The organism is Nocardia sp. NPDC049220, assembly GCF_040647855.1.
Classification (GTDB): domain Bacteria; phylum Actinomycetota; class Actinomycetes; order Mycobacteriales; family Mycobacteriaceae; genus Nocardia.
In genome coordinates, this window is the sequence record NZ_JBEZDA010000007.1 from 170,742 (window position 1) to 194,174 (window position 23,433).

The window sequence follows — 23,433 nt, forward strand, 5'->3', positions numbered from 1 at the left end:
GAGCACTTCCTGAAGCCGCCGCCGATACCGGTGGAACACCCGCCTCGCTGGGTTGACGATGTACTCCCGGAAGTCCTCCACTTTCTTCAGCTCTCGACACTCCTGGGGCAGCCGGGGTCGCACCAGCGCGGCCTGGTCGAGCAGCCGCTCGAGAGCCTTGTACATGTCGTGATAGATCATCTCGAACTCGACACGGGTCGCCGGGTGCCCAGGCTGTTCCTTCATCAGGAGCGCCTTCCCACTGTCGAGGACACGCAGCACCCGCTGCGTCAGATCGACATGCGGCGCCATAGCAGCCAGGACCTGAGACAGCCGGCCATGCCACGGCCGTACACTCATCTCGTCCGGATGTGGCGGCTTCGGCCATAGGATCCAGAACCCGCTTCCTACCCCGGCACCCCAACTGTGCCGCCCTTCGACCAGGTCGAGGGCACTATCGGTTCGGCTGGGTAGCAGCGCCGCCGCACCTGCCCACGGCAACTGGGGACCGGACTCCGGGGGCATACCCAGTGCGCGGTAGCCGTGGGCTGCGGACCGGGTGACCAACAAGGAGTCCCCCGGGATCATCCCGGGAACATCGCCGGCCCGGGTGTTGCGAAATTGTTCCGTGCTGATACTGAATTCGAACGACTTCGCGGCCCACCCTTCGTGCCGATCGTCCAGTACGGACGCGGTCGCCGTCGCGAACACTGCCGTCACGTCATCCGACAGCATGGTCGGGACGAACAGTTCCGATCCGGAGTAGAGCACTCGGACCTGCAACCCCCGATGCCCCTGCCGTACCGAGAACTCGTGGACGAATATCTCCACCTGGCCGTCCGCATCGGCCAGTAATGCATGCTGCACCACAGGGCCCAGTGCCATGTCCGCGGCCATGCACTGTCTCTGTTGTGTGGGTGCCCATCCCGCCAGCGAACGACGCAGGAAATTGCCCGCCGCGCGCACCGCGTCGGACAACCGGTCACCGGTGTAGACATCCCCGGCTGCCCGCACGACGTGATGCCGGGTGCCCGGACGACCGCCGGTAATCGGGGTCATGGCTCGAGCGGCCGCGCTGTCCGCGACCGCCGCGATGACCGCGGCACCGTCCTCGGCGGGCAACCCCCACACCCGTCGCGCGGTCTCGAAGTACGCCACGAACGATGGGTCGGGCGCGGGAACCAACTGCTGTGCCGCCTGCCCGACGGCGAGATTCACCGCGACCAGGTCCTGCCAAGTTCCCATATTCGGACGGTCGGACATACCCGGAACGAAAAGTGGCTGTTCACTGTGCGTTTCGAGCATCGCAAGCTCGAACCCCGATGGTCCCGGCTTAGCCGCGTGCCACCCGGCGACCTCGACCAGATAGCCGTCGTCGGTGATCAGTAGGTTCCCCGGGCCGAGACCGCCGTGTAGTAGCACACGCGTCGGTTCCGCGACGACCTCTCGCCCGCGGAGCCGATCGTAAGGACGGCTCGGAAACTCCAACCCGCGAAAAACCTCATCCAGACCACCATCGCGCAACTGGTCGGCAAACCCCCACCTGAGGGTTGTCTCGCGCATCAGAAATCTCCGGGCCGCGTCCGGTCCGGCCAACCTGTCCGGGGCCCAGTCGTGCAGTTTGCTCGACAGCCACCGCAAGGACTCGGCCTCGGGTATTTGTTCGATCTGCTGCCACTGTGTCAGCAACGACGGCAAGATGCGGTCCCAATACCGGTTGAGTTCCTCCCAGGTAGCGGGGTGAGCATCGGGGTTCCGATCGATCAGCAGCATCCGGCTGGACTCATCCACCACGATCCCACCCGGCAACCGGTGCCCCCGCGACCATCCGGTGTGGTGTGCCCTGTCGCTGTGGTAACGGTCCACCAGATCCTGGCCACCCAGCACGCCCAGCACCCGAGGCGTCCAGCCGACACCATGTCGGGTCAGAAACGCCATCGTATCGGGCAGCGGAATCGCGTATGGCCCTTTATGCGGTGTCTCGACCAGCACCCGAATGTCGTCGTAGTCGTAGTAGACACCCTCCTCGCACATGGTGACCGTGCCCGAACGAATGACCTCCACGGCGATCCGCACCATTTCGTCCTCGGTCATGATCCGGCCACCGGGTTCCTCACCCAGCGCGCTGAATTCATGCGCGGGCGGCCACGCTCGCCCAGTACCCACCGGTGTCGGTGTCGTCCGCGACGGGATACTCGGCTTCTGCCCTGTCGTCAGGCTCGTTTCCGCCGCCATGCCCGCCAACTGTTCGACAAGCCCCCACGCGGTGAGGAACTGCCAATAGATCATGGCGTTGTCATCGAGAAGTTCCGCGGGGACGAAACCCACGTGCCTGCTGTTCAACCAAGCCCACAGCCAGGACGGATCCAGCAAACCCAGCGCCCCGGTGACCCCGGACACCCCGTCGTTGGCAAACAGAATATTCGTGCTGTCGAAAGCAATCGGCACCAATTGCAGCGGTCTCGGATCCAAGTCGGGGATCCGAGATTCCACCTGCCGAAATTCGTCGACGACGTCAACGAACCCCAACGCTTCCACCGCGGCCCGGTGCGGATCGAACGCCCGCCGAGCGTGATCGATCAGCGATTGCAGACGATCCTGGACAGTCTGGGTGTCGCGGGAAACCAAGTTGCCCAGCGCGTCCTGCTGCACCTCGGCCAACTGCCGCAGCAACACCTTGCCGGTGTGCACGATCTCATCGGCCATGGCGTCCAGGTCACGGCCGGACCGGCGAGCGCCGAGCAGCTTGCGCATGACAAGCACCAGATGCGGGACGTTGTCGCCCTGCCACACTTCCGCTCCCGCGAAGGCAGCGAGAACTTGCGGCAACAACTCGCCTACCGCCGGCGCGGTAACAATCGCCTGTCGGTGCTCCTGGCCGGCAAACAGCCGCAGGCCGAGGGGGTCCGCGCCGAACAAGTTGTCCGAGGGGATGTCCCACCCGAGCCAGTAGCCGTCGCCGACCGCCTTACCCGCCCAGTGTGTTCCCCTGACGAAAGACACGCTCGGCTCCGCGGCCATCCGCACCAAATTCAGCGCGTCGTACCTGCGCAACCCGGGACGATCGACAGTCGAGCCCAAATGCCGGTACCGCACGGCGGGTTCGGACACCGTCCGATAGAGCGAAGCGGGTGGATTCACCTTCGTCTTGTCCCCACCGATTTTCCCGAAGTACCGGGTCGACAACTCGAATCCCGCGGCACTCGTCGGCCAACCGCTCGGGTCCACTACAAACCGGGCGGTGACTTCGCCGAGCCAGTCCACCACATCGTCGGGAATATTGTCGACGGGAAACAGCTCGGGAGAATCACTCGACACGGTGATACGCACGCTCCGGTTCCATTCCGGCATGGCGGCGGTCTCACCCGTCAACACGATCCGGCCCGGAGCCGTTTCCCAGGCATGCGAGACCATCCTGCGCACCACGTCGCTGATGGCTCTGCGTTTATGATCGGGCCAATTGACGACGAAATCGTCGACGAATTGCACGGCACCCTGCATCAGAAACTCTGTCTCGTCGCCGTCGTGCACACTGCCTTCGGACCGGACTTCCAGCTCCGTGATGTTCGGGTCCGCCGCGATCTTGACCCGCGTGTCGGATCCTGCCACCCGCGCCACCAACTCCGCGGCGCCGCGTGGGTTGTGGCCGGTGAACATCCGCATTATGGCGTAACTGCACAGATAGTTGGCGTCCCGGGTACCGGGAACCTGGCGCGCGGCATCGTGCACACTGCGCTGCAAGTGGGATAGCAACAGCCAGAACCACATGTTCGCGCCACCGAGCGAACTCGGGACGAAACCGGGGAAATCGAGCATGTGCAGCCGAGCCCACTGGAAGGACTGCGGAGTCAACAACGCCAGTTCCCAATCCAACAAGAGGAACGGATCGAGGAGGATATTGTCCCGAATAGGGTCACTCTGCCCGAGATACAGCTCTTCGGGCACCAACAGCGGGATCAGCTGTTCGAGTAGGTCGAACATCTGCTCGGAAATTCCGAGTTGGCGGTATTTATCGCCATGTTGTTCCGCCAGCGAACGGAATACCCCGCGCTGCTCGTCGATGACGTAGCGGGCGAACTCCCAGACATTAGTGGGTGTGTCGGCGGGGAGGTACTGCCGCAGCGGTTCCAAGTCGACGTTGCGCAACTGCTCGAACATCCGCTTCAGCTTCGAGAGCAACTCATCCCGGCGTTGGTAGAACTCCGCTTGGGTCCCCTTGTGTCCCGTCCCCCGACGCATAATGAGCGCGGGCGCCGACTCCGTGGTGACCGTGCCGTCGGGCAACCGGAAGTCGGTCAATACCGCGAACAGGTCCGGCCTGTCGTCCACTTCGGCCGCGGTTATCGCCTGCAACACGGCATGTTGCGGGAACTGTCTCGGGTCCACCCCCGCCACCTGTTTCGGCAGCAGCACAACGTATTCGCCGATGAAGTAGATGCGGCTGCTGAAACCTGCCGCGGTCTCGCCACGTTCGAGCGCGGCGTAGGCGATCGCCTCGGCGTGCTCCTGGGGGATGGTCACCCCGGAGTCCCCACCGAGCGGACAATATTTGCTCGCCCACAACACACCGGGCGGGTTGTCCGACCGCCACCCATGCGGATCCTCGTCCGCGATTTCGGAAGATGTGTTGTGCCCGGAATCGGGTTCGTTCGGCTCCGGCTCGATGAGATCCGAGTCGATCAGGTTCAACGCCGCGGACAACTCCGGGCCAGGGCGGCCGTGCTCGTCGAACAGCGCACGCGGATCGACGTACCGGAACTCCGACAGATCCCCCCAAGAATCGTCGAACGTGGCATCCTCTGCCGATTCCACCTCTGGGACAACACCATCCGGGATCCGTCTGGCTTCGGCCGCCATACGGCCACACAACTGCTCGTAGAGATAGCGCTCACCGTCGGTGATTTCCGCATAATCTCGCTCTGTCGGTCCGAAAACGATTTCGGAAGCACCCACCGTGAACGATTCCGCGATCGCCGCCGCGAGGTCGAAATACCCGCCGCGGAAACAATATCCGGAGAACTGCGTCCGCAACCAAGAATAGAAACCCACTTCCCCGGACACCTCGGAGGCTTCGAAAATTTCTCGAATTCCCGCGAGGTCCGACTCCTCGGCCGGCAACGTCGCGTTCAGCCACGAGCCGATCGCATGCAGCAGAACCGACGGCACGTGACGGTAGCCATAGCCGCGGTGCCACCCGGATCTGATGCTGTCCATCACCTTTTGCCACATATCGTCTGGTGAACCTGCCCAGAGCAGGTTCATCGCGATTTCGCCGGCACCAGCATCGCCGGGATCGGTCGGGTCGGTGGCGAGCGCGACCTCGTTGTACTCCGCCACTACCTCCGACCGGGCCGTAACACCATCGCCACCCCCCTGGAGCACCCCGATCCGCAGTCGCGGCAGCCCGCCCCTTCGGGACGTTATCGTCTTGAGCGCCGGGTCACCCTCGCGCAGCGCCGCGAAGGTCTCGACGATCTCGCGCGCGACCTTGGCGGGCACCGTCGGGTCGCCGAATCCGACGACCCGGAAACCCTGCATGGTCAGCTGTTGCTCCAGCAGGGATTTGGTCTTCTGCTCCTCCGCGGACACCGGTCGATGTTTCTCGAGAGCGTCCGTGGCCCGACGATCCAGACGTGTTGCGTCCGCCGCGGTCTCGCGTAGCGCGCTGTGCAGAGCCACTCGCCCCGCCCCGGCGGCAGCGCCCTGGCTTTCCACCATCGCGAACGATTCGATCAACAGCGCGCGTTCATCGAGCGTCCCATCAACACGCCGCGGGAGAACGCCGAACTGCTCGCGCAACCAGTCATCCCGCGACATCGACTGCTCGCCCGCCTCGAACAACCCGGTCAATGTCCCCGACACCATATTCACCGCACGCCCCCGACCGGCGAGAATCAACCCGGTCCCCACCACCTGGTCGAGCAGTGCGCGCATCGGGTCCTCGACCTGACCGTGCTGCTGAGTCCAATCACGCGCCAGCGCTTCGGTGTCGCTCAGATAGAGCTCGTTGAACGTGATCCGGCGCGCGAACGACCACGGCTCCGTGAGAGCTGGTTCCGCGCCGCCCGTCTCCTCCGAAAGCCGCCAGAACACGCCCGGCTCCATCGGCTCGACATCCACCTCACGCACATCGAACCCGGCATGATCGACTACAGCACCCCCCAGTCCCCGGGCAATCGTCGCCAACACCGCACGATCCACACCCGCCGCAGCCATGCCGCCGCCGGACCGAATGCCATACCTCCGCAAGATTGCCGGGGCATCCGCACCAGCCTCGGCCCGCGCCATGACACCGGATTCGGCGTTCTCAAACGCCACGCCGCGCAGATCATCCCGCAGCTCGTCCAACCAAGCCGCCGCCTCGGCATCACCCGCCTCCCGCAATCGATCGTGCCGCGCGATCGACTGTCCAAGGGCCCGCTGTGCCCGTTCCGACGACCACTCGGTGGCATCGAACGCCGAGGCCGGAACACCGGACCCGGGGCGCCCGACGCCAGCGGATGGGGTGTCCGTCGGTGCATCCTCATCCGGCACCGTCCGGCCCACACCCGAGGGACCGTCCAGGATCGGTCCATCCTGCCGTGGTGCGACACCGCCGCCGTTCTCGTCATTGTCGTCCCCCCTGTCGGGATCGTCGGAGGGGGTGCCGATTTGCGGATCCGACGTCGCTTCGTCGCGTTCCCCGGAGCCGGGAATGTTCGGTCGACCGGCGCCGTCCGCGCTCCCCGAGGACCCACCCCAGTCCTCGCCGAGAAGGTCACGAGCCAGCTTCCCCAGCCGCCGGGCCACTACATTGCGCCGGTCGAACTCAGTCGCGTGCCGAACCAGGTCATCAAGCTCCAGCCACGAAACGAGGCGATCGGCATCCGAAGCGGGGATCGACGCGACCATCATCGTCGCCGCTTCGGCGTCGATATCCGCCGGAATCCCGAATTCCGCGCGCAGTTCATCGCGTCGGCGCGTCAACAACTCCAGGGGAGAATCCGGCTTCAACTCCGCGAGGATCTCCCGCAACTCCTCGGTGATGTCGTCACGCGACTCCCGCGCCAGCTCACGCCAGCGGTACGCGCGGACGGCGTCCACCAGCGGCCGTGCGTGCCCATCCCACCTTTCGAACTGCTCAGCCTGCTCGACCACCAGGTTCAGGCGCGGGTACCGCTCCTCGGCAAGCAGGAGCAGCCGCACATCGGCCGGTGACCGGTCCTGCACCGGCAAGCTGCCCCGCTCAGCGATCACCGTCGCCAACCGTTCGGCCACTTCCACTGGGCTCGCATCCGCCGCGATCCCCAGTTCCACCCGTAGCTCGTCACGTTCGCTCGTCAATTGCTCGAGCTGGGACACGTCCACACCGCACAACTCGGCCGCGGCATCACGCCGCGCCCGCGCCGCCGCACGCAAGGCCTCGACATCCGCCAGCTTGCGCCGCAACTCTTCCAGCGATGGCGCATCGCCCGCGGCCGCAGACAGGTCCGATTCCGGTCGGTCCACGGACTCGGCATCGCCGGAATCGTGTTGGCCGGGAGATTGGAACGCCTCCGCGTCCCCCCCGGCGCCGTGAGCCGTCACCCGTCCCGGATCGTACCGAGCGGAGTGGTTCTCGATCGTGAAGTTCGTCGGCTCGACATTAGGCAGGTCCAGTCCGAGATCGAACGGATCGGACGGCGGCGCGTCCTTGCGCTCGGTCGGCCTGACCGAGCCCGTACGCCGACCCACCACACCGGGTGCCCGATAGCCAGTGATCGTCGTGTAGGCGACCAGTCCCGGATCCCACCTATCACGGGGATTCCTCCCGAGCGACGAATCCCCCGAATCCCCCTTCAGCCTCGGAGCATCCACTGCCTCCGCCATCTCGGCCGGCCCCATCGGCATGAAACCCTTCGCCGGGCGGAGGACCCGAACTGACGCGGAATCACCCTCAGCATCGCCGCCCCGATCCACGGACTCCGCCGAGGACGGGCCGCCAGCGGGTTCGGGCCGGTCGGTCCGCGCGGGTACATCGGAAGGCTCGACCTCGTCCTGGGTCTGCGGCTGAGTCCGTGGACGGTAGTCGGCACTCGGTCCGAACGCGGACTCCGAGTGCACAGAGCGGGAGAATTGGTACTCGGCGGTGCCGTCCCCTGCGGGGCCGGGCGGAACGATCAGTGAGCGCCCGCCCTGGCCGCTGTCGACCTCCACGAGATCCGTAGCGGCGGTGCGGCAAGCCGCACAACTGTCCAGATGGTCCTTGACCTCCGCCTTGACCATTCGACCCAGACCTTTGAGTCCCCACACGCCCAGGTGCTCCACGGTGGAGCGGCACGGCCTCGGCAGGTAGTGGGTTAGATCATGGAGCAATACCCGACCGGCTACCACCGCCGTACGGCGAAGGTACGGACCGACGACCAGATCCAAATACTGCTGTTCCCACCGCTTGCTGGCGATCTTGGTGAAGATGATGTAACTCAGGTAGCGGTGGCGCAGGAACATGCGGCTCTGCGACGGGAAGGCTCGAGAGGCGGGATAGTGCACGGTCCACAGCGCGTCCTGGCCGTACACCCCATCCCGGCCGTTCCCATCGTGGCCGTTCAGCATCAACCACAATGCGTACTCTTCCGGAGTGCAGACGGGATCGTGCTCCACCCCCATCAGGTTGTAGCCCGCGGCATAACGCCCAGCCACCAAGAGGTTGTGACCTTCTGCGCGTAGCAGTCGTCCCCCGACGGAGGACATCCTGTTTGCACGTATGTCGTCGGTCTGAGGCAGCTCATCCCCGGACGTCGCCGACCAGAACTGCGCGAAGGCCGTTTTCACGTCCGCATTGGCGGCAGACGACTCGTGTACCGGCATGTGAACCGGCATGGTCCGGTACTTCCAGATATCGATCTCTCCACGGCCCGGAATGACCCGTCGTTGCTTCAGCCGCATCGGTCCGGGCGCTGCGTTGGGCGCCTTCAGCCATCTCTCGGCAGCGAGTGTCGACTGAATAACTAGGCCGAGCGACTTATAGAGCGGGGTACGTAGCGTCGCCCGCCGCCGCATCCAGGCTTTGCGCTCGTCGCTTTCTAGCCACGCCAGCCCGGATAGCTCCCCGTCCCGTGCCGTCTCGAGGTCCCACAGGTACCAGAAGTCTTTTCGGTACGGAAGCAGCTCTTCCCTGAGTTCTTCGAGAGTCGGATCGGCGGGCACTATATGCGCAGCGGGCACAATCAGACTACTGGTCGGGTCTTCGGGCACGATCAGGTCGGTGGACGCTGTCCGAATGCTGTTGTCGCGGCTGGTTTCGCGCAGGACCTCGTCCGACGACGCTTGTTCGACATACCGCGAATGCGGCTCAGGCCCGGAAGCAGTTGCGTCCTGCTGTGGTGCCGGGCCGCCGTTCTTGCCGTTTGGTGCGGAATACGAACAACCTCCGTCGCCGCGCGGGTCGTGATGGAAGGCCAATGCTTGGCTGGGTATGCCTCTGGGCGGTGGAGATGCCCATCCGCGGAACTCGTCACTCCCTCGGGCCGGTTGATCGAGTTCGGCTCGGAATACGTCTGGGTGGTGACCGCCGGGATGCAGTTTCCCGGTCGATCGTGTGGTCGGGACGGTCGCACTGTTGGACCCCGGTGTCTGATTCTCCTCTGGTGCGAGTGACGCGGCGGGCGTCGGATTTGTCACGCCGTCGCCGGAGCCAGGAGTGATCGGTCTTGGCCCGGATCCCGGTGCGCCGGTGATTTCGCGGGGACCCGACGCCACCGCGTTCACCAGGTCGCGGATGCGGTCGCTGACCGGCGCCAGCACGTCCCCATGCCAGAAATCGCGGCGCTGGCGGAACCAGTCCGGTAGCGGCAGCGGGACGTCGGCGGCCCGGATCTGCTGGATTCTTTCCTTGTCGCCGATCCGACGCCAGTACTCGTCGCGCTGCGCCGCGAACTGATGGACTATGACCGGCAACGAATACATGCCCAACATGTGGGTAACGCCGGGATAGAGTTTCAGCGTTGCCGTGCGAATCTTCCCCGCGTTGATTCGGCTCTGCTCCACCGGCACGAACTGATCGGGAATACCGTGCACCAGGGTGGTTTTTGCCCTGATCTTGTCGAAATCGATTCCCCAGTCCGTCTTCCGCTGTTTGACACAGTCCCCCCACGCGCCCCGATTGATCCGGCAAGCACGTTGGTAGCCGCGGGCCAGCAGCTTCCAGTGCGCGCCCACCCACCAGTGATCCAATATTTGGAAATCAACGTCGATAGACCGAAGTAAGTTTCTTCCGTCTTGCGCGACAAGATCGGCCTTCGCGGCCATATCAGTGGCCAATTTCGCCAGTTCCGTGGTGTAAACGGATCGGTTGAATGTGCCCATTCCGCCGATCCACTGGGCCTCGTCATCGATAGGCGGAGCACCGCCCACGAGCGAGACGACGTGCTCGACATGCCCAGGGTCCAACGCTGCGACCCCAATAGCCGGCGGACCACCACCGGAACGACCGATCACCGAGTAGCGCTCGAAAGCGAACAACTCCGTCGCGATGAAAATGATGTCGCGAGCACAATCGGCAACCACCCGATCCGGCAACCGAGTCGACGCACCGTAACCAGGACGCTCCACCACAATCAGAGCGAATCCGCGCTCCGCCAACACCTTCGGATCCGGCAATGGACCATCCACACCCAGCGGCGTGCCAGGAGACATCATGATCGGATAACCACGCGGATCGCCCACCAGACGGAAATGAACCGCCCGGTACCCTTCGGGCATCCGCGCATCCGGTATCCGCGCACGGAACAACGTCGAAATCTCACCGAGATCAGCCGTTTCCTCCGGCTCGGGAACCTTCAGAACCCGGTCATCACTTGCCAACGCAGCCGGATAACCGTCGCGACGCCCCACCGCACGCCGCAACAGCAGCGCATCATCTTCGGGCTCGGTCGGTTGTGTGGCCGGCACCTCAGCGGCGGGCCCCTCCTCGACCTCGGGGATCTGGCTGTTCCACTGCAGGACCGTCAGAAGAGCCTCGAGTTCGACCGCTTCTCGAGTGTCGACGGCAAGATCGAACAGAGTCGCTATCTGTTGCCTGACCGCCGTGATCAAATCCCGAGCGCGATCCACGGTGAAAGCCGGATCGTAACGATATTGGGCGAAGTCGTGCACAGCATTCGCGGCCTGATCCGCCGCCCACCGAACAGCAGCGATCTCGGTGTCCTCCGGCTGCCTCGGATCTCCAGGCGTCAGCGGCGAAGGCACATGGGGGACTACTCCTGGTGCGGTGTTCGCTCCGAGTGTGGCGTTGCCCTGGGAGTCGGAATCGCGAGAACCGTGTGATCGGAACGCGTCCGCGCCACCCCCGGCGCTGTGCGCGGTCACCTGTCCCGGATCGTACCGAGCAGAGTGGTTCTCGATCGTGAAACTCGTCGGCTCGGCACGAGGCAGGTCCAGTCCGAGATCGAACGGGTCGGACGACGACTTCGCGCCCCTGCGATCCGTCGGACTGACCGAGCCGGTGCCCCGACCCGCCACACCGGGTGCCCGATAACCAGTGATCGTAGTGAAGGCGACCACTCCCGGATCCTGCTTATCGCGCAGATGCGTCGCGAGCGACGGATCGACATACTTCCCTGCCTGCTCCGGAGCGATCCCCAACACGTCCGCGATCTCGTACCGCCCCATAAACATCGGACCTCGGGCAGCGCGCGCGTCCGGCCCGCCGCCGTCACCGTCATCTGGTGCGTGCTCTTCGAGCTGCGACAGGTCACGCATCACGTCGGCAAACCAGTTTTCCCGACCGAGCCGCTGGAATTCCGGCTCCAAGAGCTGGACTCGCTCCTGGATGGCGCGGATCACCGCGAGCGGGACGTCGTGGTCGAACCATTCCTCGGTCCCATCGACCTGGCGACGTACGAAGCGTGACGCCAGGTGCACCGTGCCGGCCTCGGGTGGGTAGATCGACTGCCTGCTCAGGTGGAAGGCGTCCCGGAAGTCGCGGCCGAGCACGCGCCACTCGTCCACCCGCGCCCACCACGACGATGTAGTCGGTGGTTGGCGGGTCACTGCTTCGAGCATGCCGCGCCGCAGGGCAGCCATGGAATTGGACAACGCCACCTGCACCGGACGATCCCGCAGGCTGCCGCGATCGACGTCTGTCGGGGGCCGGAAGAAGAAGCTGGTCTCGAAGGCACCGTGGGTCTCGGGCGGTTCGACGCCGAAGGCCACTCCCAACGCAGTCCCCAATTCGGCCGCGTCCACATACCTACGTTCGCGATACCAGGCTTGTTCGACCCCGGTCACGGTCTCATCGTTGAATCGGAGCCGCGTCCACTGGAATTCGTCGGAGTCGTGCAGCCAGTCGCCGGACCGCACACCGGACTCGATCCCGTCACGGACCTGCTGTTCGAAGCTGCGGTCGTCGAGCGGGCCGAGCATGGCGTCGACCAGCTGCGGCCGTCGACCCCATTCCGGCATGGAATTCGCTGTGGTGACAACCATTTCCAGGTCGAAGGTCCGCTCGGTGACCTGCACGCGCGGACCGTTCTCGTCGCTGGAGGTATCGACATCGACTACCTGCACGTGCAGATACTCGATGTCGATACCACCAGCGGCGAGCTCGGCAGGTGATTGGCCGACCAACTCCTGCACCAGCATCGGCAGGTCTTCCACTGGTGAGGCGACCACCAACCGCGGCTGTCGTCCTACGACGAAGCCGATGCCCTCCGCGATCGGAATGGCGTTGCGGGCGGCCAAAACGTCACGCGCGGCCATTACACCTGCGGCCGTGCGCACTTCGTCCCGGCGACGGTGCACGTCGTCCCAGGCCTGCCACACCGAATCTTCCCGCAGCACTTCGGCAGTGACGAAAGTCCAAGACGGGCCATCCGGATTGTCGTCGGCCACGGGGTCGGGGCGCTGCGGCAACTGTGCCACCATAGCCCGGATCTCGGCTGGTTCGAGATCGGTCACGTCCAGGCCCAGATCGGCACACCAGCGCACCATGTCGGCGCGCAGGTCGCGCACCGCCGCCGCGGTCGAGATGATCCGGGCCCGCACCGCGGCGGAGACCTCCCCCGCTGGCGTCGCCGAGTCCGGCTGCCAAGTCTGCCAGGCAGGCAGGTCGGCGATCTGCCGGTCGAACCGCTGCTGCCAGTCGGCATCGCCCACGGGCACGACATCTGCGGTGACGGGGACCTGCGGATTCCGCAACGCCTTCGTCACCTGCGCAGCCAGCGCGGCTGGGCGGTCAGCCCGCAGATCAGCGAACCGCACTGACAACACGTATCCCGGCGGTCCTTCACTTGATGCCATGCGACCGCCTAGCCGCCACTGACCCTGTTCGTCCGTGACCATCGGCAGTATCACGTGCTCACGCAGGCCCTCGAGGGTGATCGGGTAATACTCCTGGTGTCGCGCGCGGGGATAATCCGGATAGTCGAGATCTTCGTGGGTGATCTCCCGAGTGTGCAGCTTGCGTGCGATCTCCAGGGGGCCGAACGGATCGACTTTTTCCCCGGAATCGGCCACCTCTTTCCCGATACGCAGCACAGGAGAGGTTTTCTCGTCCAGGCCATCATGATCCGGAACATCTTTACCGTCTTTGACCGGGAGCATCGACGAAACCGTTACCAGCCAGCCGCTAGTTCGATCGAGCAGCGGTCTCAGCCACTCGGACCAGCTCACGTTCACCCGATGCTCGGCGCGTCCCGTCAGATACGCGGTCATCAACGCAGCGACGACATCTCGCTGATCCACGGGCCGCAGACTTGGGTGCGTTTGGTTGATGGGGCGCAGTATCAGCGCACCGTCGAGATCCAACTCCAATTCCGCCGTCACGTGATGAATTCGGTATCCGTGTCCCGGGGACAGAACATCTTTGAATTCCGGCCGACGGGCCAGATCACTCAGCGCCGCGTCCAGGCGATCCATCGACATCACGACCAACCGGCCCGGGCCCGTGTCCGGATCCGGAATGTGGATCACGTGAGTGCTGACCCGGATGCCGCCCGGATGCTTTGCCAACTCCGCGTCGATGAGGCGGTTGGTGACTTCGTCGTCGATCGCGGCGATTGTCGGGTAGTACTCGGCGAGCAGCTCGCAGAGCCGAGCGATGTCGTCGTCGCGCTCGAGCAGTTCGGCGCGCTGTCGCGCGGTGCGGCGCAGGAGAGCGAAAAGACCGGACGGGTCCGACGTGCTCGGTGGCCCGGAAACATCCAACGCGACATCGACGAAATCCGCGGGGTGCACCCGCAGCCGTTCGGCCAACCCGGTCCACCGCACCATGACCGTCCGATGGAGGTCCGCGATCTGCGCCTGTGTCTGGCTCGCCTCCTTGTTGTTCCAGCCCGAAAAGAAGATACCCAGCTTGTCTGCCAAAGCGCGGCATTGCTTTCGCACATCTCTGAGGCGCTTGCGGGCAGCATCGAGGTCCTCGCTAGGGTCGTATCTGACCGCCGTACGCGCGGCGCGCGATACCTCGATCCGCTCGTCGGGTACGGGAACCGTCACATACTCGACGTGGTACCCGTCCTCGATCCGGACCGGCTTCACACCCAGGGCGAGTTCCAATTCCCGCCACTGCGACCGCAGCCGATCCACTGCCCGCTGATGCCCGCCGTCCATCGCGACCACGACCAACGTTCCGTCCTCGAACCGGACGATGTCGTGCCCCTCGAGCTGCTCACCGCCCGGTCGCCGCAACACCTCCTCGACGCCCTGGGCACAGAGCAGTGCGACCAGGTCGCGATGCCGCCGCAGCACCCCGGGCAACTCGGCCAAAGCCGCGTCACGAAGCAGGATGTCGTTGCGGCGAGCGTCCAGCATGCGACCGTATCCCAGCCGGATCGGTAGGCTGACCTGCTCCAACTGGCCCGGCTCGACGCCGAGTTCGGTAGCCAACCCGGCCCGGTCGGCGGTCAGCGCCACCGTCTCCGCTGCGAGGGCATCGCGCCACTGTTCCTCGGTCCAGTCGCGATACACACGGGAGGGCAGGCCCAGACGGCCGACCAATTCCTCGGCCCGCGCCCCGATCCACCGAAGCTGCTCACCAACCGTATCCGCCTGGTCGCTGTCATCCCCCGGTGTGGTATTTGCGCCGGGTGCGGCGTTGTCCTGTGTGTCGGGAACCGTTGGCTCGCCCGGGCGTTGCCCGGCCGCATCCGGGTTGGCGGCGAACTCGAACCCTGGGCGCGGTCCTCCCGCCGGTCGTGCGATCGGACCGACCGGCGGAACGTACTTGCCGCCGCCCGTGATGTCCAAGACATGGGCGATATCGGCCGGGTCTTGCGGCATTGCTTCGCGACCCCGGGCGAAAGCCCATGTGCCCTCGTGGGGCTTCTCGGCTGGCGGCGCCGGCACGGCCGTCGGGTCCTGATTGGATGTCGCCTGCTGGAGGCCGAACATAACCACCAGGTCTGCCGCAGAGGCGCCCTGCCTGATCCGCGCCAGCCGCTTCCCGTACCGCCCGCTGCCTTCGCGGACGAACCGCACCCAATCCCGCGGCCGGGTGAACAGGTCGCGTTCGTAATCGTCGATCACAGCGGGCGACAACCCGGAACTCTCGAGAGACCAATTCATCAGCAGTCTCGATGTTCTGCCGCTGTAGTCGTACTGCCAGGGATGAATGGACACGAACCGGTGTTGCAGCATCGCCGCGACTTCGTATGGATCGTGCTCCGGGTCACGGATAGCAGCGTTGTACCAGTCGCAGAGTTCCTGCAGCTTCCTGCCGACCGCATCCTGCGTATCGAAACTCGGATACTTGATATAGCCGTATTCCCCCGGCCCCGCAGGCGGCGGGAAATACGTCAACTCCGGATTTTCTTCGATGACAGCTAGTTCCGCTTCGGTCAACGGATAATCCAGGACGCCCATTCTCTTCGCGGTCGGGTAGGTGAAAACACCGCCCAATTCTGGCGCTATCTCGGCCGTCAGCAGCTTGTGCAGATCGACCATGAAATCCACGGTCAACTCCGGCTTGCCATCCGCCTCTGCGATGTGGGCATCTCGATGTGCTCTCGAAAACACGCGGGCAGCAAGATAATTGGCGAACTCTTGAGAATTGAACAATACGTCCAGCCGCGACCGGTCCGCGTCCGTGGGAATATTCAGGTATCGCGCCTCGAACAGCAGACTTGCCTCCATGAGCCGCATGGCGGCAGTGCCGACGCCGGCGTCGAGCACCGCCAGCGACTCCAGCACCCGCGCTTCGATATCGCGATACGGACCGTCGGCGTCCGGTTCATCCTGCCTGCCCGGATTCGGCCGCGCGCCGATATTGGCGTCTTCGAGATCGACAACGGGCGGTTCGGCCTCCCCCACATTTCCTGCCGGACCTCGCCGCGCCTGCACCGCGGCATCGAGTTCATGTTCTTCCACCATCGCCGCGCCGTCGACGCGCAGTCCCGCTACGTAAACTTTCGCGGACCCGACCCACCCGGACGCCACCCAGTTGTCGACTGCCTTGCCGCGCAGCAGGCCGCCGCCGGCGTTGTCGTAGACGACCACCTCGTCCGGCTCGAAGGTGTCGCCGCGCACGGAGTCAGGCAGAGCGTTCATCTTCCTGGCGAAAGCGTCGTCCACCCTCGTCACAGCGAAGACGTGAGCGAGGCCTTCGCCGTCCGAGTCGATACCGCCGACCAAAATACCGCCAAATTTGCCCACGTGGGTGACCATGTCGGCCAGGCCTTTACGGCCGATGCCGATGTGTTGCTCGGCCCAACCGATCTTCATGCCCGAGACGAACTCGACCTTGTCCATGCCGGACATCGCGATGACTTGGTCGTCCCAATCGGCCAGGGTGGTCATCGCCTCGCCCGCGTTGCCGGGGGCGGCGTCGCGAACGAACCACTGCACCAACGGGCCGCTATTGAAAGGGCCGACCTCGGTGGCATTCCGCGAATGGCCGTCGACACGATTCCACGGCGCGAGCCCGTCGCCACCCTGCGGCAGCGGAGAGTCGGAGGTCGGGCTTCCAGCCCCGATCAGCCGCTGGAAGGTCTCTGTACCGGCGGAGTCCTTCGAACCGGTAGTCCGATCCGCACCGGCTCGGCCGGAAGGTGACAGTTCCTCCCGCTCGAGCGGGAGGAAAGCCTCCGCTGGTGTCAGTTTCCCGACCGCCTTGCGTGCTGTCCTGCCGCGCCCGGGTAGCCGGTGCGCGTGCTCGGCGGGGTCACCTTTGCCGAAGTCGTCCAGGACCATATGCGGTGTCGGGTTGAAACGCCTGCCCTTCGGGCCCGGTCGGATGCCGTCGTCGAAGAACTCGCCCGCCGCCGGCGGCACGGCAGTGGCCGCACCAGTGGCACCGCCGGGTGGCCTCGGTGGCGGCGCGGGTAGCTCTTCTCGGCCCTTGACACCGATGTCCGCCGGCGGGCGGTACCGCACAGCGCCATCCGCCGACACCGCGACTTCGCTGCCAGACGAGTTCGCGACGGCCGCGACCGCTTCAGGTGAGGACAGGTCACCGGCAGGGTCCGCGCCTGCGCGGACGAGATCATCCACGCCGAGCTCCGGCGCTCCCTGCCCCGCCGAACCATCACCGGTTGACGCTCGGTCGTCGATCGAGCCCAGCTGCTCACCCTCGTGTCCTACGAGATGTGCGGGTCCCTCCGGCTTGCGGAACCGCACATCGACCTTGGTGAATTCGCCGTAGGAGCGCGGACCCGCTATTTCACGCTCACCATCGTGGCCTTCGAGTGTGATGGAACCGACTCGCGTATAACCGTATTCGGCCGCGACCGCGAAGGTCTTCTGTGCCGCATCCTCGGGGGACAGAAACAGGTCCTGCATGAGGGCATTGAAGGTTTCGAGGTCGTCGCCCAGCCAGTAGCGCTCGTCCCCCGCGGTCACTTCATGCGGGCGAACCAACTTTTTCCCAGGAATATAGAAATCCCAGTGCACATGGATCTCATGCACCGCACAGGGAGCGGAATTCATGAGCTCGCGGAACATGGCAGGCCCCGAGGGTGTTCCGGGGCCAACCTTCATACGGAACCCGAGGACACCCTTTTCGATCTCCGCGGTGACTCCGTAATGGTCTGTCCCATAACGGTTCGTATAGTAGGCGGATTGCTGGCCAGGATAATCCACCCACACGCCATGCTGGCCGAAACCACGTTGCGATGCTTCTGCTCCGGACCGCGCAGCACTCAACGACCGGAGCGATGCTGGATCGGTGACCACAAGGTCGGCGTACACCGGATAGTGGTCGGTGGCGGTGATTTCGAGACCGCTATCCACCGTCTGGAATTGCGCGGAGGCCAGCACCTGGTCCGGAGCGCCGTCCCAACCGGGCACGGTCGCGGTCGCCGGATCGAGCGCGACGCCCAGACCCAATTCCTCGATGAACTCCCGGTACACCGAGTGCACATCATCGGTGTTGAAGTCCGCGGCGAACACCACCGGACCATCCGCGACAGAACGCAACACCTGCGCGATCTGCTGGGCAAGCGCCGCGCCTTCGGCATCTTCGTCCGATTCGTAACTGCGGCCGAAGAAACCCAGCGGCGTCGGATGCAAGTTCACGAACGAGATACCGGCGATCTCGACGACCTGAGCGCACCGCTCGTAGTGCTCGTCCGGCTCCAGCACTCGGCCCCAAAGTTTCAGCTCGAGCCGCGTCGTAGGGGGCAGCGGTATGTCGTGGGCTTCCTCGATCGGCAGCCTGCTGAGCACCGCGATACTCAGCTCCTTCTCCGAGTCCATGTGCGACGGACACATCACGGTCTCGTGTACGTACCGGTAGCCGGCCATGGCGGCCAGTTTTCGCGCGGTCGACCCATCCGAGCCGACCTCCGACTCCTGCAGGCAGACGACATCGGCATTCATCCGCCGCAACTGCTCGGCGAAGTACGGCAGATCGACCTTTTCTTGGTAGTCGAACGTGTCGAACGACTGCGAACGATGAGCGCCCGCCATATTCCAAGTGACCACGCGCAACGGCCGACGCGGATCGGCCACAACATCACCACGCTGCTGGAGAAAATGGATCTTTCCCGACGGAAGTCCGTCTTCCCTAACGGAATTCGAGACATCACCGATTTCCGTCGGCTCAGTCGACGCAGCCCCGGATGGATCTGCGGGTGAGTTCTCCGGACCGTGCGGCGCACGAGCGGGGGCATCGCGTGATGATCCCGGCTCCGATGACTCTGCCGGAGGCTTGTCGCCGTCGGTGCCTGGAGATCGGACTTGGTTGTCACCTTCCGATGACAGCGCTGTTCCTGGTGTCTGCACCACAAGTGCGGAGCGGTTCACGACTACCCAGTAGTCGGCGTGATGCTCCGGCAGACCGCCGTTGGCCTGGTAGGCGTCGTATCCCCGGATGGCAGCGAACCGACCCAAGTCCGAGAGCACCTGGATACGCGCCCGCACCGACGCTAGTTCGTCCGCGACACGGGAATCCTGTTGTAGCGCTTTCAGTCGCGACAACTCGTCGTTGAGTTCACCGAGGACCGCCGCGTGCTCCAGTTGCAGGTCCTGCGCGTGGATTGCCCGAGCACCCGGTCGCAACGCCATCCGGATAACACATTCCGGCCTGTTCTGCGCAAAGTCGAGTGCGGCGGCTTCCCGATTCGTCACGTAGATTCCGCTGCCGGATTCATCCAAACCATTCGCCCGTCCGGCGAAATAGTCACCAAAGGCGAACTCCTCGACCTGGGACGGATCGGCGACGCCACGGAAGAATTCCCGACCACCCGAGGCCACCACCGCGTCGATCCCGGCCGGATCGACCGGTGTCGGCAGCTCGTCGAAACGCTGCAACCTGGCGATCTCCGCCAACCCGGGGTCGGACGGGAGCTCATTGCGCAATATCCCGGCAACCGCGACAGCGTCCAGGACGGCCGTTAGATCGCGGCCTCGCGCCACGTGCTCAGGCATCGGCGCAGTTCCGAGCGGACGGAAGATATGCAGTTTCAGGCTGAAATTCTGCCCCAGCAGGACATCTTCGTACCCACTCAAATACGCCCGTCGACCTGGTTGCACTCGCACAGGTGGGATAGCGGTGCCCGGCGTATCGAGTATTGTGCCGCCCGGTGTCCCCTGGTCTTCGATCCAGACGCGCCCATCCGGCTCCACTCCGAAAGCGATGTGCTCGGGTGCCACATCCTGGTATCGGGTCGACCACTCGTTTTCCGGATCAATGTCGCCGCGACCGAACAACACCGGCTCACCGGGCGTCAACTCGATCCTGCGATAGGTGCCCAACCACAGCACTACCGGCTCGAGATCCTCGGCGGCGATGCCGTCGACCACCCCTTGGGCACCGCGTGATGATCCCGGCTCCGATGACTCTGCCGGAGGCTTGTCGCCGTTGGTGCCGGGCGTGGGGTGGGGCGCGGCGGGCGTGCCGATGCGGAGGTGCATCAGGTCAGGTGATGTCGGGCGGACGATGGCAGGTTCGAAGGCGACCGGCTGGTGTTCGGCGTCCCAAACCACGGCCAGCACCCGCTCTACCCGTCGCGAATCCTGCGGGAGCTCACCGTGGTTCAGCGCAACCAGATGCCCTTCCCTACGCGGCATCGTCCTGCCCGGCAGCGGCGTCCCGTCCGACCCCAGCACGGGCACCTGCTCCACGTAGACGGTCAACACCGCCGCATGCCCGCCAGCCTCCAACGCCGTCGTCACCGCGGCATACGGATCCGCACCCACCTGCAACTCGGTGAACGGAACCCCCACACACTCTTCGGTTTCGGGGTATGCGAGCTTCCGGTCATGCGGTATCGCTGCCACCGGGACACCGGCGTCCGCGAGTTTCCGCAGCGCCGCCGGCACGCAATGCTCCGGCTCCACGCCGGTATCCGGTGTCGAATACGCCGCCAAGTCGTCGCCCGGTCCGAATTCCACCAGCGGCGGCTCGGGGTTGCCGTCCGAATCGCGGGTCTGCGAGACGCGCAGTTCAGACCTGCGGCGGGTGTACGGTGCGGTCACATTCCCGGACGGGCCGTAGCCATTTCCGGACAACGTGCCGAAGCGGCGCTGATAGTCGAAGAAGATGTAGGCCGCCAACTTGCCCTCGTGTGCGGTGCCACACGCCGTCATCACCAGGTCATCGGTGAACGCTCCGAGCTCGGGTAGATACCGGTTGCCCACAACCGCCCTGGAAAAGGTACGGGGGCCGACATAGATTTTCCGAATATCCTCGTTTTCCGGGGTACCGACATCAATTGACAGCCCCATGCTTTCGCCGCCAAAGGATTGCACCCGCAGGATCCGCGGTCTGCCTTTGTCGCGCCACGCCACGTCATGCGCCAGAGGTAGGGGGTCCTGCCCCTGTGACTGATATACCTCCCGGTCGAAGCTGAAATCCCGAGCGCGTGCCCATCCCGTGGCTTCGGCCGCGTAGTCGGCGCCAAAATCGAACACCAGAGCGCCCGGCGTGCCATCGGGGCGCCGCGCCATCGTGGTCTGGACATCCTCGGGTGCGAAATAGTGCGTTGTGCCGTCCAATTCCCGCCCGAACAGCCGCTGGTCCTGATGCGCGGCAGTCGGAATTCCGGGCCGCTCGATCCCGGCAATACCGTCGAGGGGAGCCTCTTCCGGCGTCTGCAAGTCCGGCCCGACAGTCTTGCGCTGCACCATGTCCAGGATTCGCCCGACCACGGCTTCTACCGAGACTCCCAGCCCAGCCACCACTGCCTCGGCGATAGCCCCCAGCCACTCCCCGACATCCTCGGTCGGCTCCAGCGTGCCTGCGGCGATCCGCTCGAGGACCTCCTCGACCGCGACCCGCGCCGCATCCTCATCGGCGAGTCGCACGAGCATCCAGTCCATCAGTGGTGCCCAGAATCGGCTACGCAGCGCCGCACCGTTCCCGGCCTGCGCATCCCGCACTATCTTCGCGACGTACCCCCCGGTGCGCGGGGCAGCTTCCCGCGGCGGGCGCGGCCCGGCGTCCGGTGGGCGGACCGACCAGGATACGCCGTCGTCGTCGAACTCGCCCGGGAAGAACCGTTCGCGGTGGCCGATCCTGGGCAGGTCGCGTAGGGATTCGGCCTCCGCCGAGAAGACAGGGGGAACCGGGGGCGGGGCGTCCGGTGAGTGCTGTGGCGGATTCGCGCGTCCACCGATCTCCCGGCCTTCCCGGCCGGTGATGTGCGTGACGGCACCGTCCTTCACGACCTGCGGCATCGACCGACCGAACCCACGGAACGGGTCCGCTTCCGGCAGCCCCATCGCGTCCAGGCCACGCACCGGGACACCGAATGTCGCGGCCAGATCTGGTCCGTAGGCCTTCGCTCCCGCGAAGCGGGCAGCGCCGGGACGCTGTATGGGCGCATCGGCCTGAGGCCGTTCACGTTCCTGGCCCTGTCCCTCGGCTTCGTCGTTATCCGTGGGGTCTTCGTTGCGCGACTCGACCAGTCCGCCGTCACTGATGGCGGCCGCCACGCGCAGATCCTGCTCGACCTGCCACGCCGGGTCGGCGGCTGGCATCGGCGCGGACGGCGCGGCCTGTTGGCGCAGTACCGCCAGCTCGAGCCACAATTCCGCCTCGCGGTCGAGGAGTTTGTTGTGCAGATGGATTCTTCGGAGGACCGGCTGCGCTCGAACAGCGAGTTCGGGATTGTCGCGGTGGTCGCCGTAAATCACCCACGCGGCCTGTCTCAGTTCTTCCGCGCCATCCTCCGGGTCGATGTCGGCGCCCAACCCGCGCAGCGACTGCCGGGCCGCTTCGAGAATGCGTGCCCGCTCGTTCGCCATGAACAGGACTCGCGCCCGCAGTTCCCGCTGCCGCTGCGCGACGGGCCGAATCGCCGCCTCGGCGAGCTGGACAACGCCGGCGGGCAGCCCCTTGGATTCGGCCCAGGCGAAACCCGATTCGGCCAGCCAGGCGGTCAATTTCTGGTCGAGTGCGCGCAGCGCCGGGGCGATCCGCGCCGGATTCGGCCCCACATCGACCTTCAGGTATTCCGCGGTCGTCGCCTCGTCCTGCTGCCGCATCGTCCACTCGACGTCAACGGACTCGCCGAGCACCATGTTGATCCGACACGTCACCGCCATCCCGCCGTCGACCTGCGTCGCGTCGACGACATCCACCCAGAAACCGTCGCCATACCCGGCGAACATCCGGTACGGATCGACGGCGCCGGAGATCACCTGATCCACGCCCCACTCCGCTTCACCGGCGCGCCACAGCGGGCCTTGGTGCTCCTCGGGCATGTCGACCAGCCCGAGGTCCACCCCGCTGCGCGACAGCTCGAAGCGGGTCTGCGCGGCGGCCTTCGCGCAGTTCTCTCTCGATCCAAAACCCGCGCTGTGCAGTGGGAACGACACCAGCCAGCCGTCGATGATCCCCCCGTATCCGAAGCCAGCGGGTCCGGGCTCCGACGGACCGTAGGAGAGGTTGAGATAGGGATGGGTGGTGTTCGAATGCAAGCGGAAATGGATGCGGCCATCCTTGGGTGCCGCATCCATCAGGATGTAATCCCCCAAAGTCGCAGTGCTGTACCGCGTACCTTCGAGGTCGCGGAACAACCCTTGCCGATCCGGGTAAGCAAAGGAAAATTCGACGTT

General features: G+C 65.2%; 1 protein-coding gene (cut by both window edges). It reads right to left on the bottom strand.

This entire window lies inside a single protein-coding gene on the bottom strand: locus AB0C34_RS18780, encoding an alpha/beta fold hydrolase. The 109,890-nt coding sequence extends 14,334 nt beyond the window's left edge and 72,123 nt beyond its right edge, so the window shows coding positions 72,124-95,556 (codon 24,042, complete, through codon 31,852, complete); reading right to left, the first codon wholly in view occupies window positions 23,431-23,433. Both codon boundaries (start and stop) fall beyond the window edges.